Origin of the sequence: Burkholderia cenocepacia (assembly GCF_014211915.1) — a bacterium.
GTDB lineage: Bacteria > Pseudomonadota > Gammaproteobacteria > Burkholderiales > Burkholderiaceae > Burkholderia > Burkholderia orbicola.
The window spans coordinates 2,112,882-2,127,525 of record NZ_CP060039.1; the positions used below are offsets into that span (position 1 = coordinate 2,112,882).

Here is a 14,644-nt window from a genome sequence, read left to right on the forward strand (position 1 = left end):
GGGCGGCGTCAGCGCAGGACCTTGCCGGGATTCATCAGGCCGCGCGGGTCGAGCGCGGTCTTCAGCGTGCGCATCAGCGTGGTTTCGACCGGCGACTTGTAGCGTTGCGCGTCGTCGATCTTCAGTTGGCCGATGCCGTGCTCCGCGCTGATCGTGCCGTGATGGCGGTGCACGTTGTCGTAGACGATCCGGTTGATCGGCTTCTGGAATTCCGCGAGGAACGCTTTCGGATCGCCGCCTTCGGGCGTCTGCACGTTGTAGTGCAGGTTGCCGTCGCCGAGGTGGCCGAACGTGACCATGCGCGCGCCCGGCGCGGCCTGCTGGATCGCCGCGTCGGTCTCGTCGATGAAGCGTGCGATCGACGAGATCGGCACCGCGATGTCGTGCTTGATGTTGAGCCCTTCGTCGGCCTGCGCGAGCGGGATGTGCTCGCGCAGGTCCCAGAACGCGCGCGATTGCGCGAGGTTCTCCGCCACCACCGCGTCGACCACGAGCCCGGCCTCGAACGCGTCTTCCATCAGCTTCTCGAACAGCGCGCGCGCATGCGCTTCGCTTTCGTTGTCGGACAGCTCCAGCAGCACCGTTTGCGCATGCGTCTGCGCGAACGGGTAGCGCAGTTGCGGATAGTGCTTGCCGACCAGCTGCATGCAGAAATCCGACATCAGCTCGAAGCCGGTCAGCAGCGGCCCGGCCGCGCGCTGCGCGAGCGCGAGGAAATCGAGCGCCGCGTGCGGCGATTCGAGTGCGGCCAGCGCCGTGACCTGCGCGGCCGGCAGCGGATGCAGCTTCATCACGGCCGCCGTGATGATCCCGAGCGTGCCTTCGGCGCCGATGAACAGGTCGCGCAGGTCGTAGCCGGTGTTGTCCTTGCGCAGTCCGCGCAGCCCGTCCCAGATCTCGCCCTGCGGCGTCACGACCTCGAGCCCGAGGCACAGCTCGCGCGCGTTGCCGTAGCGCAGCACCGCGGTGCCGCCCGCATTGGTCGACAGGTTGCCGCCGATCGTGCAGCTGCCTTCCGCCGCGAGGCTCAGCGCGAACAGCCGGCCGCCTTCGCGAGCGCGCGCCTGCACGTCGGCGAGGATCACGCCGGCTTCGACGGTGATCGTGTTGTTGTGCGGATCGAGCGCGCGCACGCGGTTCAGGCGCGCCAGGCTCAGCACGGCCTGGCTGCCGCTCGCATCGGGCGTCGCGCCGCCGGCGAGGCCCGTGTTGCCGCCCTGCGGCACGAGCGCGACGCCGTGCGCGTTGGCGAGCTTCACGAGCGCGGCGACTTCGGCCGTGTTCGCGGGCCTCAGCACCGCGCACGCCGCGCCCTGGTAGCGGCGGCGCCAGTCGGTCAGGAACGGTTCGGTATCGTGCGGATCGGTCAGGACGTGATCGGCGCCGATCGCGTCGCGGCACGCGGAAACGAAAGCTTCGGAGGACATCATCACCTTGTCGCGTAAGGGTCAGGACGTGGCGCGCGGTTTTTTCGCCGCGCGCTTGAACGGCGCGACGTAAGCCAGCGCCGCCACGAAGAAGCCGACGGCAAGCGCGGTCTCGCACCAGCCGAGCGTCGCGGACAGCCCGCGATCGGACATGCCGCGCACGATGCCTTCGGCGAGATAGACGAGGATCAGCATGCTCGCCCACTGCATCGTATAGATGTTACGCCGCCAGACGCCGGGCAGCGCGAGCGCGAGCGGCACGGCCTTGAGCATCAGCGCGGAGCCGCCCGGGCGCAGCGGCGCGAGCCACAGCTCCCACGCGAGCGACAGCGCGATCAGCGCGACGAGACACGCGGCGGCGGCCAGCGCGTAGCGCGGCCGGGCCGCGATGGCGGGGCGGGCGGGGGCGTTCATGCGGCCTCGGCGGCCTGGGCGCTGGCGAGGGCTGCGGCAGCGCGTGCGAGCCGTACGCCGAGCGCGGCCGCGAGCGCCTTCTCGTCCGCCGACAGCCCGGCGGGCGCCGAGCGGTCGTGCTGCGCGACGTGCGACGCGCCGTACGGCGTGCCGCCGGTACGCGTCGTGCTGAGGGCGGATTCGGTGTACGGGATTCCGACGATCATCATCCCGTGATGCAGCAGCGGCAGCATCATCGACAACAGCGTCGACTCCTGGCCGCCGTGCAGGCTGCCCGTCGACGTGAACACGCTCGCCGGCTTGCCGGTGAGCGCGCCCGACAGCCATTGCGGCGTCGTGCCGTCGAGGAAATACTTGAGCGACGCGGCCATGTTGCCGAAGCGGGTCGGCGAACCGAGCGCGAGGCCCGCGCATTCCTCGAGGTCGCGCAGTTCCGCGTAGGGCGGGCCGTCGGCCGGGATGTCGGGGGCGGTGGCTTCGCAGACGGCCGACACGGGCGGCACGGTGCGGATGCGGGCCTGCATGCCCGGCACGCTGTCGATGCCGTTCGCGATCGCGAGCGCGAGATCGCGCGTGGCGCCGTGACGGCTGTAATAGAGGACGAGGATGTCTTTCATGGGCGACGGAGCCGCGTGCGGCCGCGCGCGTGCCCGGTGCAGTCGGCCCCTGCTGGAATCGAGCGGCTATTATAGGGGCTGAAGCCGTCGCGCTGCGCGGCGGCGGCGCGCCGTGACGCGCGCAGCATCGAGAAGGAGAAGCCGTTTGCCGAAGTTGAGCGTGGATCTCGTCACCATCAAGCGCCTCGCGCAGTTCGCGGCCCGGCGCAGCGCCGAGGATCGCATCCCGCAAGTGGCGGGCAGCCTGACCTTCACGACGCTGCTGGCGCTCGTGCCGCTCCTGACGGTCGCGTTCGCGCTGTTCACCGCGTTCCCGATGTTCGCGTCGTTCCAGATCTCGCTGCAGGGGTTCCTCGCGGATCACCTGATGCCCGCGCAGTTCAACATCCAGATCTTCAAGTACCTGAACCAGTTCGCGTCGAAGGCCAAGGGGCTGACCACGGCGGGCCTGATCGTGCTCGTCGTCACGTCGGTGATGACCATGATGACGATCGAATCGGCGTTCAACCTGATCTGGCGCGTGCGCAAGCCGCGGCCGTTCGCACAGCGCGTGCTCGCGTACTGGGCACTGATCACGCTCGGGCCCTTGCTGTTCGGCGTGAGCCTGTCGATCTCGTCGTACCTGTTCACGCAATCGCTCGCGTTCACCGGCGCGGGGCCGTCCACGTCGATGGTGGAGTGGCTGCTCGCGCTCGCATCGCTGCCGTTGACGGTGCTCGCGTTCACGCTGCTGTACGTGTACCTGCCGAACTGCACGGTCGCATGGCGCGACGCGGTGATCGGCGGGCTGTTCGCGGCCATCGCGTTCGAGCTCGCGAAGCGCGGCTTCGGCTACTACGTGCGGCGCATTCCGACCTATACGGCGGTGTACGGCGCGTTCGCGGCGCTGCCGGTGTTCCTGCTGTGGGTGTATTTGAGCTGGTTCATCGCGCTGCTGGGCGCGATGGTGGCATCGGCGCTGCCGGCGATTCGCGTCGGCCAGTTCCACCGCATCCACTATCCGGGCAGCGATCTGCTCGACGCGCTCGAGCTGCTCGCGCGGCTGGCCGAAGCGCGTGCAGCCGGCAAGCGCGGCTATACGGCGCTGCGGCTCGCGACGATGCTGCGCTGCGACATGGAAACCGCGCAGCGATTGCTGACGACGATGGAGGAGCGGGAATGGGTCGCCCGGCTCGACGGCGGAGGGGAAACCACGCCGCGCTACATCCTGCTCGCGAATCCGGCGCAGTTGACGCTCGCGCAACTGTTCGACGTGCTGGTGATCGATCGCACCGAGCTGACCTACCAACTCCAGCGACGCCGCAGCCACGTCGACGGGGCTGCGCTGCTCGACGTGCTGTCGAACGACCGGTTCGACGTGACGCTCGCATCGCTGATCGCCGCGCACCGGCTCGCGGGAGGGCAGCCGGCCGGCAGCGCCGCACCGGCGCCGGGCGTGGCCGACGCGCACGCGCAGCCGCCGCGGCCTGCCTAAAGGCGCGGCCCGCCGGCTACAGCGGGATCTTGCCGGTGCAGATGTCCTTGAACATCACCCAGTCGCCCATCAGGCTGTAGATCGGGTGCCGGAACGTGGCCGGGCGGTTCTTCTCGAAGAAGAAGTGTCCGACCCACGCGAACCCGTAGCCGCAGACGACCGCCGCCGGCAGCCACAGCCAGTGGCCGGTCGCGACCGCCATCGCGACGCAGCCGATCACGCCGAGCGAGCCGATGAAGTGCAGCCGCCGCGACGTCAGGTTCTGGTGCTCGTTCAGGTAATACGGGTAGAAGTCAGCGAAGCTGGCGAATTGCTCCGTATGCGTATGCGCCATGGCCGTCTCCTCGGGCCGCTGTTCATGGGGCCATTGTGCGGCCGGCGGCCCGTGTCCGCAAGCGGTGGCGGGCCGCCGCGCCGGCCCGTGCTTTCCTTTTGACAGGCTTTCCGATAGGATCGAAAGAGATTTTGCATTCAAGCATGAGGGGACTACGATGCGCGTCAGCGATATTCTGAAAGTGAAGGGCAACACGCTGTTTACGGTGACGCCCGATAAGCCGCTGCGCGAAGCGGTCGATACGATGGCCGAACACGACATCGGTTCGCTCGTCGTGATGGAGTACGGCGATCTCGTCGGGATGCTGACGTTTCGCGAGATCATCCTGCGCCTGCACGTGAACGGCGGCGCGATCGGCGACGTGCAGGTGCGCAAGGTGATGGACGAGCCGCTCACGTGCACGCCTGAAACGGACGTCAACGAAGTGCGCCGAATGATGCTCGAGCGTCACGCACGCTACATGCCGGTGCTCGACAAGAAGGTGCTGATGGGCGTCATTTCGTTCTACGACGTCGCGAAGACGGTCGTCGAGGCGCAGAGCTTCGAGAACCGGATGCTGAAGGCGTACATCCGCGACTGGCCGGAATCGGAAGCCGAAGCGCACAAGCCGTGAATCGCGCCGCGCCCGGCACGTCGATGCATGGGCGCCGCCATCCGGCACGCGGCGGCGCAGGCATGTCCTGCGCCGCCGTTTTTTCAACGACAACACGAGGCCCGCGCAGCATCGCCCAGACGATGCGCGCGTATTCCGCATGAGCGATCACACGCAAGCCACTTCGGGGCAGCGCGACGAACGTCGCGCCCACGCATCGCAGTTCGACCTGCTGCGCGAGCGCCGCTTCGCGCCGTTCTTCACGACCCAGTTTCTCGGCGCGCTGAACGACAACGTCTTCAAGATCGGTTTCACGTCGCTCGTCACGTATCACACCGCGCGGTTCTCGGGCGTCGATGCGAAGACGGCCGCGTTCCTGATTTCCGCGATCTTCATCCTGCCGTTCGTGCTGTTCTCGGCCACCTCCGGCCAGATCGCCGACAAATACGACAAGGCGACCCTCACGCGCTTCGTGAAATCGTTCGAGATCGTGCTGATGCTGGTCGGCGCGGCCGGCTTCGTCACGCACAGCGCGACGCTGCTGTATCTGTGCACGTTCATGATGGGGATGCACTCGACGCTGTTCGGGCCCGTCAAGTATTCGTACCTGCCGCAGCATCTCGGCGAACATGAGCTGGTCGGCGGCAACGGGCTCGTCGAGATGGGCACGTTCATCGCGATCCTGATCGGCACGATCATCGGCGGCGCGGCGGCCGGCATCGAAGGCAGCGGCGAGCGCGTGCTTGCGGTGAGCGTCGTCGTCATCGCGCTGGCCGGGCGGCTCGTCGCGCAGCGCGTGCCGCCGACACCTGCGCCGCAGCCTGACCTCGTGATCAACTGGAACCCGGTCAGCGAAACCTGGCGCAACCTCGGCCTCGCGCGCCAGAACCGCACGGTGTTCCTGAGCCTGCTCGGCATTTCGTGGCTGTGGTTCGTCGGCGCGACCTTCCTCACGTCGTTCTTCAATTTCGCGAAGGACGTGCTGTCCGCGAGCCCCGACGTCGTCACGATCCTGCTCGCGACGTTCTCGGTCGGCATCGGCCTCGGCTCGCTGCTGTGCGAGCGGCTGTCGCAGCGGCGCGTCGAGATCGGCCTCGTGCCGCTCGGTTCGATCGGCATCAGCGTGTTCGCGATCGAGCTGTATTTCGCGAGCCATGCGCTGCCGTCGCCCGGCCATCTGCTGTCGGTCGGCGAATTCCTGGCCGGTGCGCGCCACTGGCGCATCCTCGCCGACCTGTTCCTGCTCGCGATGTTCGGCGGCTTCTACAGCGTGCCGCTGTACGCGCTGATCCAGAGCCGCAGCGCGCCGACGCACCGCGCACGGATCATCGCCGCGAACAACATCCTGAACGCGCTGTTCATGATCCTGTCGGCCGTGATGGCGATGGGGCTGACCAAGGCCGGTGTCGACATCCCGGGGCTGTTCCTCGTCACCGCGCTGCTGAACGTCGTGGTCGCGACGTATATCTACCTGCTCGTGCCCGAGTTCCTGCTGCGCTTCGTCGCGTGGGTGCTCGTGCATACCTTCTACCGGATTCGCCTCGTGCACGCGGAGCGGATTCCGGCGGAAGGGGCGGCGGTGCTCGTGTGCAATCACGTCAGCTACGTCGATGCGCTCGTGCTGGCCGCCGCGAGCCCGCGCCCGATTCGTTTCGTGATGGATCACCGGATCTTCAAGACGCGTTTCGCGAGCTGGGTATTCCGGCATGCGAAGGCGATCCCGATCGCACCGCGCCACGAGGATCCCGCGATGCTCGCGCGTGCGTACGACCTCTGCGAGGCCGCGCTGAAGGACGGCGAGCTCGTGTGTATCTTCCCCGAGGGCAAGCTGACGAAGACGGGCGACATCAACACGTTCCACCACGGTATCACCGAGATCCTGCGCCGCACGCCGGCGCCGGTGATCCCGATGGCGCTGCGCGGGCTGTGGGGCAGCTATTTTTCGCGGCATTCCGATGCGCGGATGCCACGGCCGATCAAGCGCGGCGTGATGAGCCGGCTGACGCTCGCGGTCGGCGAGCCGATCCCCGCTTCGGTGGCGACGCCCGAGGCGTTGCAGGCGGCGGTGACCGAACTGCGCGGCGCGCGGAAGTAGGCGGGCGCCGAGCTCGGCGCGGAATGATCGATCCGCGCGCCGGGCCGGGATGGGGGCCGCGGTTCGGCGGCTCCCGCGCGTAACGCCGAGGGCCTGCGATCGCCGTACCGCGTTGCCTCTGCCCTTATCCGCGCCGGCCCGTGTGGTCTGAACGGTTCACGCGGCCCGCGGGCCCGGGACGGCTGGCATAATAGCGGTTTACCTCTTTTTCTCGACCGGCAAACGATCGGCCTGCCTGCGACCCCGGCAGCGCATCGGTTTGCCCATTTCTCTTTTGGGCGGTTCCATCATGTCCGGCAATACCCTCGGCACGCTTTTCACTGTCACGACCTTCGGCGAATCGCACGGTCCCGCGATCGGCTGCGTGATCGACGGCTGCCCGCCGGGGATGGGGCTGACCGAAGCCGATATCCAGATCGAACTCGATCGCCGCAAGCCGGGCACGTCGCGGCACGTGACGCAACGGCAGGAGGCCGACGAGGTCGAGATCCTGTCGGGCGTGTTCGAAGGCGTGACGACCGGCACGCCGATCGCGCTGCTGATCCGCAACACCGACCAGCGCAGCAAGGACTACGGCAACATCGTCGAGACGTTCCGTCCCGGCCACGCCGACTACACCTACTGGCAGAAATACGGTATCCGCGACTACCGCGGCGGCGGTCGCTCGTCCGCGCGCCTGACCGCGCCGATCGTCGGCGCCGGTGCGGTCGCGAAGAAGTGGCTGCGCGAGCGCTTCGGGGTCGAGGTGCGCGGCTACATGAGCGGCCTCGGCGAAATCGACGTGCCGTTCGTCGACTGGTCGCACGTGCACGAGAATCCGTTCTTCTCGCCGAATGCGGCCGTCGTGCCGGAGCTCGAAGCGTACATGGACGCGCTGCGCAAGGAGGGCGATTCGATCGGCGCGCGCATCGACGTCGTCGCGTCGGGCGTGCCGGTCGGCTGGGGCGAGCCGGTATTCGACCGGCTCGATGCCGATATCGCGAAGGCGATGATGAGCATCAACGCGGTGAAGGGCGTCGAGATCGGCGCGGGCTTCGACAGCGTCGCGCAGCGCGGCTCGGTGCACGGCGACGAACTGACGCCGGCCGGCTTCGTCGGCAACCACGCGGGCGGCGTGCTCGGCGGGATTTCGACGGGGCAGGACATCACCGTGTCGATCGCGATCAAGCCGACGTCGAGCATCCGCACGCCGCGCCGCTCGATCACGAAGAGCGGCGACGAGGCGACGGTCGAAACCTTCGGCCGCCACGATCCGTGCGTCGGCATTCGCGCGACGCCGATCGCCGAATCGATGCTCGCGCTGGTGCTGATCGACCATGCGCTGCGCCATCGCGCGCAGTGCGGCGACGTCGAGACGTCGACGCCGAAGATCGCCGGCAGCGCGACCTGATAGAGGCGGCCGGGGCGCAGCGTGTCGCCTTGGCCGTCGAACGATGAATGCAAGCGGGGCGCTGCGTGATGCAGCGCCCCGTTTCGTTTATGGCGGTTCGCAGTGACCGACGCAAAACGCGCCGCTCGTGGCGGCGCGTTCCGGCAGGTTACATGTTCGGGTAATTCGGCCCGCCGCCGCCTTCCGGCGTGACCCACACGATGTTCTGCGTCGGGTCCTTGATGTCGCAGGTCTTGCAGTGCACGCAGTTCTGCGCGTTGATCACGAGGCGCTCGCCGCCGTCGTCGTTCTTCACGAACTCGTACACCGCCGCCGGGCAGAAGCGCGCCTCCGGCCCCGCGTACGTGCGCAGGTTCACGTTCACCGGCACGCTCGCGTCCTTCAGCGTCAGGTGCGCCGGCTGGTTCTCCTCATGGTTCGTGTTCGAGATGAACACCGACGACAGCCGGTCGAACGTCAGCTTGCCGTCCGGCTTCGGATACGCGATCGGCTCGCACTGCGACGCCGGTTTCAGCATCTCGTGGTCCGCGTGCTGGTGATGCAGCGTCCACGGCACGTTGCCGCCCATCACCTTCTGCTCGAGCCCCACCATCAGCGTGCCCAGGTACAGGCCCTTGGCCATCCACTGTTTGAAGTTGCGCGCGCGGTACAGCTCCGTGTACAGCCACGATTGCTTGAACGCGTCCGGGTACGCATTGAGCTCGTCCGACTGGCGGCCGGCCTGCACCGCGTCGAATGCGGCGTCCGCCGCGAGCATGCCGGTCTTGATCGCCGCGTGGCTGCCCTTGATCCGCGACGCGTTCAGGAAGCCCGCGTCGTCGCCGATCAGCGCGCCGCCCGGGAACACCGTCTTCGGCAGCGACAGCAGGCCGCCGGCCGTGATCGCGCGTGCGCCGTACGACACGCGCTTGCCGCCTTCGAGGAACGCGCGGATCGACGGATGCGTCTTGTAGCGCTGGAATTCCTCGAACGGCGACAGGTACGGGTTCGTGTAGCCCAGGCCCACCACGAAGCCGACCACCACCTGGTTGTTGTCCATGTGATACAAGAATGAGCCGCCGTACGTATCGGACTTCAGCGGCCAGCCGGCCGTGTGGATCACGAGGCCCGGCTTGTGCTTGGCCGGGTCGATTTCCCACAGTTCCTTGATGCCGATCCCGTACGCCTGCGGATCGGCGTTCGCGTCGAGCTTGAACTTCGAGATCAGCTGGCGGCCCAGATGGCCGCGGCAGCCTTCGGCGAATAGCGTGTACTTCGCATGCAGCTCCATGCCGAGCTGGAAGTTCTCGGTCGGCTCGCCGTCCTTGCCCACGCCCATGTTGCCGGTGGCGACGCCTTTGACCGAGCCGTCGTCGTTGTAAAGAATTTCCGCGGCGGGGAAGCCGGGGAAGATCTCGACGCCCAGCGCCTCGGCCTGTGCCCCAAGCCAGCGCGTGACGTTGCCCAGCGAGATCACGTAGTTGCCGTGATTCTTGAAGTTGTCCGGCAGCGCCCAGTTCGGCGTGGTCACCGCGCTCTTCTCGGACAGGAACAGGAAGCGGTCTTCCGTCACCTCGACGTCGAGCGGCGCGCCGCGTTCCTTCCAGTCGGGAAACAGCTCGGTGATCGCGCGCGGGTCCATCACCGCGCCCGACAGGATGTGCGCGCCGATCTCGGAACCCTTCTCGAGCACGCACACGCCGATCTCGGTGCCTTTCTCGGCGGCCAGCTGCTTGAGCCGGATCGCGGCAGACAGCCCGGCCGGGCCGCCGCCAACGATCACGACGTCGTATTCCATCGATTCGCGCGGGCCGTATTGCTCGATGAGGCTTGCGGGGGTCATTGGCGTTCCTCTAACCGTTAGAATGCTTTTATTCGGGAGCGTATTGTCTGCGAAACGAAACGCTTGCCGCAACAACATGCAGGTAGATTAGCACGATCGTTCTATTTTTTGTGCTAGGGTAATGCCGCCCGGGCTGTGCCGCCGGGGCTGGCGAAACGACATCGAAAGGGGATGGTCAAATGGGTCGATCGATCAATCTGGAAGGCAAGGTTGCGCTGGTGACGGGCGCGTCGAGCGGCCTCGGGCAGCGTTTTGCGCAGGTACTGTCGCAAGCCGGCGCGAAGGTCGTGCTCGCGAGCCGCCGCGTCGAGCGCCTGAAGGAGCTGCGCGCGGAGATCGAGGCGGCGGGTGGCGCCGCGCACGTCGTGTCGCTCGACGTGACCGATGTCCAGAGCATCAAGGCGGCCGTCGCGCATGCGGAGACGGAAGCCGGCACGATTGATATCCTGGTGAACAATTCGGGCGTGTCGACGATGCAGAAGCTCGTCGACGTGACGCCGGCGGATTTCGAGTTCGTGTTCGATACGAACACGCGCGGCGCATTTTTCGTCGCGCAGGAAGTCGCGAAGCGGATGATCATGCGCGCGAACGGCGGCGGCAACGGCAAGCCGCCATGCCGGATCATCAACATCGCGTCGGTGGCCGGGCTGCGCGTGTTCCCGCAAATCGGGCTGTACGCGATGAGCAAGGCCGCGGTCGTGCAGATGACGCGCGCGATGGCGCTGGAGTGGGGCCGTCACGGGATCAACGTGAACGCGATCTGCCCGGGCTATATCGATACCGAAATCAATCATTACCTGTGGGAAACCGAGCAGGGCCAGAAGCTGCAGTCGATGCTGCCGCGCCGGCGTGTCGGCAAGCCGCAGGATCTCGACGGGCTGTTGTTGCTGCTCGCGGCCGACGAGTCGCAGTTCATCAATGGCTCGATCATCTCCGCGGACGACGGCTTCGGCCTCGCCTGAGCGGATGACATTCAGCAACAAAGAAGACTGCAATGAGCGCAACAAGCGATTACTCCCCCGTTTTTGAGATGTCGATGCCGATCCGCTGGGGCGACATGGACGCGTTCGGCCATGTGAACAACACGGTCTATTTCCGCTACATGGAGCAGGCGCGGATCTCGTGGTTCGAGCAACTCGGCATTGCCGGCGGCAACGGCGAGGGGCAGGGGCCCGTCATCGTCACCGCGTCGATGGAATTCCTCAAGCAGCTGCACTATCCGGGCGACGTGATCGCGAGGATGTCGGCCGCGAAGCCTGGCCGAAGCAGTTTCGATACCGGGTTCGAGCTCACGCGCGCGGACGATCCGCAGCATGTCTACGCACGCGGCAACGCGCGCTGCGTGTGGGTCGACTACGCGCTCGGCAAGTCGGTGCCGCTGCCGCCCCTGCTGCGCGACACGATCGAGCGCGCGCTCGCGGCGAAAGTCGGTTGAGCGTGCATACCGGCAGGCCGGCACCGGGTCGCCGGTGGCGCGCCGTGCCCGTTGTTTCCCCCGGTCGGCCGCCGCGTGCAGCCGATCGTCATTCGAGCGCTGCGACGCAATGCGCGCTCACTGCCCGAGCAGGCGCTGCAGCAGCTCCGGCGTATTGTTCGTCCCGTATTTGCGCATCAGCCGGGCGCGGTAGATGTCGACCGTGCGCGAACTGATGTCGAGTACGCGCCCGATCTGCTTGCTGGTCTTGCCGGTCGCGAGCTGGGCGGCAATCTCGCGCTCGCGCGGGGTCAGCTCGACCGCGACGCGGCGCGTCGCGCTCAAATCCTCGAAGGTCCAGACGCCCGCCGCGAGCGGCGCCGTGCGGTCGAGCGCGCGGCCCGTCACGTGGCACCAGAACAGTTCGCCGTCCGCGCGCTTCATGATTCTGTCATCCGAGTAGACGCCGTTCGCGACCATCACGCGTGCGATGCGCTCGCCGATTCGCTGGAATTCGTCCGTCGACGGGTAGAGCACCGCGTACGATTTCCCGATCAGGTCGGCCCGCGCGCAGCGGAAGATCGACGCGAGCGCGTCGTTGCAGTCCTCGATCACGCGGTCGCGCGACAGCACGAGGCCGAGCGGCGCGAGGTGGAAGGCGGTCTGGTAATCGAGATCGGGCATGGCGCAGGCAGGCGGAGGGAAATGCTTATGTATTTTTGCGTATTGTGCCGCATCCGCGCCGCATCGTACCCTTTCAGGCATCTCGCGGCGGTGTGTCGCGACATAAAAACAGCGTGCTTCGACGCAGGCATTGCCGCGCATGCATAGAATGGTGCGGCGGGCTTGCGCCACGTGGCGCGTGAACCGGTTTTGCTGGTTTCCATAGAGGAAGGGACAACTGATGAACAAAGTCTATCCAAGCGCGGCTGCCGCGCTGGAGGGGATCGTCCGTGACGGACAGACCTTCGCGGTGGGCGGCTTCGGCCTGTGCGGGATTCCCGAGGCGTTGATCGCGGCGTTGCGCGATTCGGCCGTCAAGGGCATCACCTGCATCAGCAACAACGCGGGCGTCGACGGGTTCGGCCTCGGCCTGCTGCTGGAAACGCGCCAGATCAAGAAAATGATCTCGTCGTACGTCGGCGAGAACAAGGAGTTCGAGCGCCAGTACCTGGCCGGCGAACTCGAGCTCGAATTCACGCCGCAGGGCACGCTCGCCGAAAAGCTGCGCGCGGGCGGCGCGGGCATCCCCGCGTTCTTCACGAATACCGGCTACGGCACCGTGATCGCGGAAGGCAAGGAAACGCGCCAGTTCGGCGATCGCCACTACGTGCTCGAACCGTCGCTGACGGCCGACGTCGCGCTCGTCAAGGCGTGGAAGGCCGACAAGTCCGGCAACCTGATCTATCGCCGCACCGCGCGCAACTTCAACCCGATGTGCGCGATGGCCGGCAAGATCACCGTGGTCGAAGTCGAGGAGATCGTCGAGAACGGTACGCTCGATCCGGATCAGGTCCATACGCCGGGGATCTTCGTGCAGCGCATCGTGCTGAACGCGACGCCCGAAAAACGCATCGAACAACGCGTCGTACGCGCGAAAGGAGACTGACATGGCCTGGAATCGTGACCAGATGGCCGCGCGCGCGGCGAAGGAACTGCAGGACGGCTTCTACGTGAACCTCGGCATCGGCCTGCCGACGCTCGTCGCGAACCACGTGCCGGAAGGCGTCGAGGTGTGGCTGCAGTCGGAGAACGGCCTGCTCGGCATCGGCCCGTCGCCGACCGAGGACGAAGTCGACGCCGATCTGATCAACGCCGGCAAGCAGACCGTCACGACGCTGCCCGGTTCGTCGATCTTCTCGTCGGCCGATTCGTTCGCGATGATCCGCGGCGGCCATATCAACCTCGCGATCCTCGGCGCGATGCAGGTCAGCAAGCAGGGCGACCTCGCGAACTGGATGATCCCGGGCAAGATGATCAAGGGGATGGGCGGCGCGATGGACCTCGTCGCGGGGGTGGGGCGTGTCGTCGTGCTGATGGAGCATGTCGCGAAGGGCGACCAGCACAAGATCCTCGACGAATGCAACCTGCCGCTCACGGGCGTCGGCGTGGTCGACCTGATCATCACCGATCTCGGCGTGATCGAAGTGACGCCGGCCGGGTTGAAGGTGCTCGAACTGGCCGACGGCGTGAGCGCCGACGAGATCCAGGCGAAGACGGGCGCGCCGCTCGACGTCAGCGCCGTGGCCTGAGCGTCACGCTGTTGCGTCATCCCTGACGCCCGCGTTCCTGACGGAACGCGGGCGTTTTGTCGTGCGCGCAGGCGTCACGCAATCGCGCCGCCGCCGTCGATCAGTACCGTCGAACCGGTTGCATAAGGCGTGGCCGCCAGATACAGGATCGCATTCGCGACATCCTCCGGTTGGCCGACCCTGCGTGCGGGAAGCCGCTGGGCGGCGCCGGCGTACATCGCGTCACGTGCGTCGGGCGCAAGCTTGTCCCACAGCGGCGTCGCGATCAGGCCGGGCGACACGGTATTCACGCGCACCGGCGCCAGCTCGAGCGCCAGCCCGCGGGCGAGGGCTTCGAGCGCCGCGTTGATCGCGCCTTGCAGCACCGACGACGCGCTCGGCCGCACGCTCAGGTAGCCCGACACGAACGTCAGCGAGCCGCCGGGCGCGATATCGATCGCGCGGGCGATGCGGTAGGCGCCCCAGAACTTGCTGTCCATCGCTGCCTGCGCGTCGGCGAGCGGCAGCGCACGGACGGCGCCCGTGGCCGTCTTCGCGGCAGAAATCACGACGTGGTCGAACTGGCCGGCGCGTGCGCAGAACGCATCGACGTCCGCCGTATCGGTGATGTCGAGCTTTTCGGTTCGCACGTGCGCGCCCGGCAGGGCGTCGATGTCGAACCTGCGTGGATCGCGCGAAGCGATCGTCACCCGCGCGCCGCGCCGCGCGAATGCTGCTGCGGTAGCGGCGCCGATGCCGGAGCTGCCGCCGACGACGAGTACTGTCTTTCCGTGGAGCGGATCGTCCATGAAAGTCTCTCCTGGGTGGTGAGTT

At 67.1% G+C, this 14,644-nt stretch carries 15 protein-coding genes; 8 read left to right on the top strand and 7 right to left on the bottom strand.

The window, feature by feature from the left end:
* Positions 1–8: 8 nt before the first annotated feature.
* Genes SY91_RS09990 through wrbA form a run of 3 tightly spaced genes read right to left on the bottom strand, consistent with a single transcriptional unit; the run spans position 9 to position 2,458 of the window.
* Positions 9–1,430, bottom strand: coding sequence for an FAD-binding oxidoreductase (locus SY91_RS09990; protein WP_053524007.1), 1,422 nt, complete (start codon positions 1,428–1,430; stop codon positions 9–11).
* A gap of 18 nt (positions 1,431–1,448) precedes the next feature.
* On the bottom strand, positions 1,449–1,841 hold the full coding sequence (locus SY91_RS09995; protein WP_074800057.1) for a DUF2069 domain-containing protein: 393 nt from the start codon (positions 1,839–1,841) through the stop codon (positions 1,449–1,451).
* Positions 1,838–2,458, bottom strand: coding sequence for an NAD(P)H:quinone oxidoreductase (gene wrbA / locus SY91_RS10000; RefSeq protein ID WP_006476205.1), 621 nt, complete (start codon positions 2,456–2,458; stop codon positions 1,838–1,840). The genes SY91_RS09995 and wrbA overlap by 4 nt, the downstream gene beginning before the upstream one ends.
* A gap of 145 nt (positions 2,459–2,603) precedes the next feature.
* Here wrbA and SY91_RS10005 point away from each other — a divergent pair, with 145 nt between their 5' ends.
* Positions 2,604–3,932 (top strand): YihY family inner membrane protein, encoded by a 1,329-nt coding sequence (locus SY91_RS10005; protein WP_124477979.1) that lies wholly within the window; start codon positions 2,604–2,606, stop codon positions 3,930–3,932.
* A 16-nt stretch (positions 3,933–3,948) separates the two neighbouring features.
* Here SY91_RS10005 and SY91_RS10010 read toward each other — a convergent pair whose 3' ends face one another.
* Positions 3,949–4,266, bottom strand: a complete 318-nt coding sequence (locus SY91_RS10010) for an Mpo1-like protein (protein WP_006476203.1) — start codon at positions 4,264–4,266, stop codon at positions 3,949–3,951.
* A 157-nt stretch (positions 4,267–4,423) separates the two neighbouring features.
* On the opposite strand from SY91_RS10010, the gene SY91_RS10015 reads away from it, so the two are divergent.
* The 3 genes from SY91_RS10015 (at position 4,424) to aroC (ending at position 8,343) form a co-directional block, all read left to right on the top strand.
* Positions 4,424–4,879: a CBS domain-containing protein gene (locus tag SY91_RS10015; RefSeq protein ID WP_006488504.1), complete on the top strand. Its 456-nt coding sequence runs from the start codon at positions 4,424–4,426 to the stop codon at positions 4,877–4,879.
* A 139-nt stretch (positions 4,880–5,018) separates the two neighbouring features.
* Positions 5,019–6,953 (top strand): MFS transporter, encoded by a 1,935-nt coding sequence (locus SY91_RS10020; RefSeq protein WP_185920892.1) that lies wholly within the window; start codon positions 5,019–5,021, stop codon positions 6,951–6,953.
* Between the two features lie 289 nt (positions 6,954–7,242).
* A complete protein-coding gene (gene aroC / locus SY91_RS10025) occupies positions 7,243–8,343 on the top strand; it encodes a chorismate synthase (RefSeq protein WP_185920893.1) in 1,101 nt (366 codons plus the stop codon).
* A 148-nt stretch (positions 8,344–8,491) separates the two neighbouring features.
* On the opposite strand, the gene SY91_RS10030 is transcribed toward aroC, so the two are convergent.
* Complete coding sequence (locus SY91_RS10030; protein ID WP_027810268.1) at positions 8,492–10,165, bottom strand: electron transfer flavoprotein-ubiquinone oxidoreductase; 1,674 nt, start codon at positions 10,163–10,165, stop codon at positions 8,492–8,494.
* A gap of 179 nt (positions 10,166–10,344) precedes the next feature.
* Here SY91_RS10030 and SY91_RS10035 point away from each other — a divergent pair, with 179 nt between their 5' ends.
* Together SY91_RS10035 and SY91_RS10040 are read left to right on the top strand one after the other, a co-directional pair.
* A complete protein-coding gene (locus tag SY91_RS10035) occupies positions 10,345–11,127 on the top strand; it encodes an SDR family oxidoreductase (protein ID WP_011545236.1) in 783 nt (260 codons plus the stop codon).
* A 32-nt stretch (positions 11,128–11,159) separates the two neighbouring features.
* Complete coding sequence (locus SY91_RS10040) at positions 11,160–11,600, top strand: acyl-CoA thioesterase (RefSeq protein ID WP_011545237.1); 441 nt, start codon at positions 11,160–11,162, stop codon at positions 11,598–11,600.
* A gap of 117 nt (positions 11,601–11,717) precedes the next feature.
* Here the strand turns inward: SY91_RS10040 and SY91_RS10045 are convergent, their stop codons facing one another.
* Complete coding sequence (locus tag SY91_RS10045) at positions 11,718–12,263, bottom strand: LuxR C-terminal-related transcriptional regulator (protein WP_012328362.1); 546 nt, start codon at positions 12,261–12,263, stop codon at positions 11,718–11,720.
* A 220-nt stretch (positions 12,264–12,483) separates the two neighbouring features.
* Between SY91_RS10045 and SY91_RS10050 the strand changes: the two genes are divergently transcribed.
* Positions 12,484–13,188, top strand: a complete 705-nt coding sequence (locus tag SY91_RS10050) for a CoA transferase subunit A (RefSeq protein WP_011545238.1) — start codon at positions 12,484–12,486, stop codon at positions 13,186–13,188.
* Between the two features lies 1 nt (position 13,189).
* Complete coding sequence (locus SY91_RS10055) at positions 13,190–13,831, top strand: CoA transferase subunit B (protein ID WP_023477364.1); 642 nt, start codon at positions 13,190–13,192, stop codon at positions 13,829–13,831.
* A gap of 74 nt (positions 13,832–13,905) precedes the next feature.
* Here SY91_RS10055 and SY91_RS10060 read toward each other — a convergent pair whose 3' ends face one another.
* Positions 13,906–14,619 (bottom strand): SDR family oxidoreductase, encoded by a 714-nt coding sequence (locus tag SY91_RS10060; protein WP_023477365.1) that lies wholly within the window; start codon positions 14,617–14,619, stop codon positions 13,906–13,908.
* Positions 14,620–14,644 lie beyond the last annotated feature (25 nt).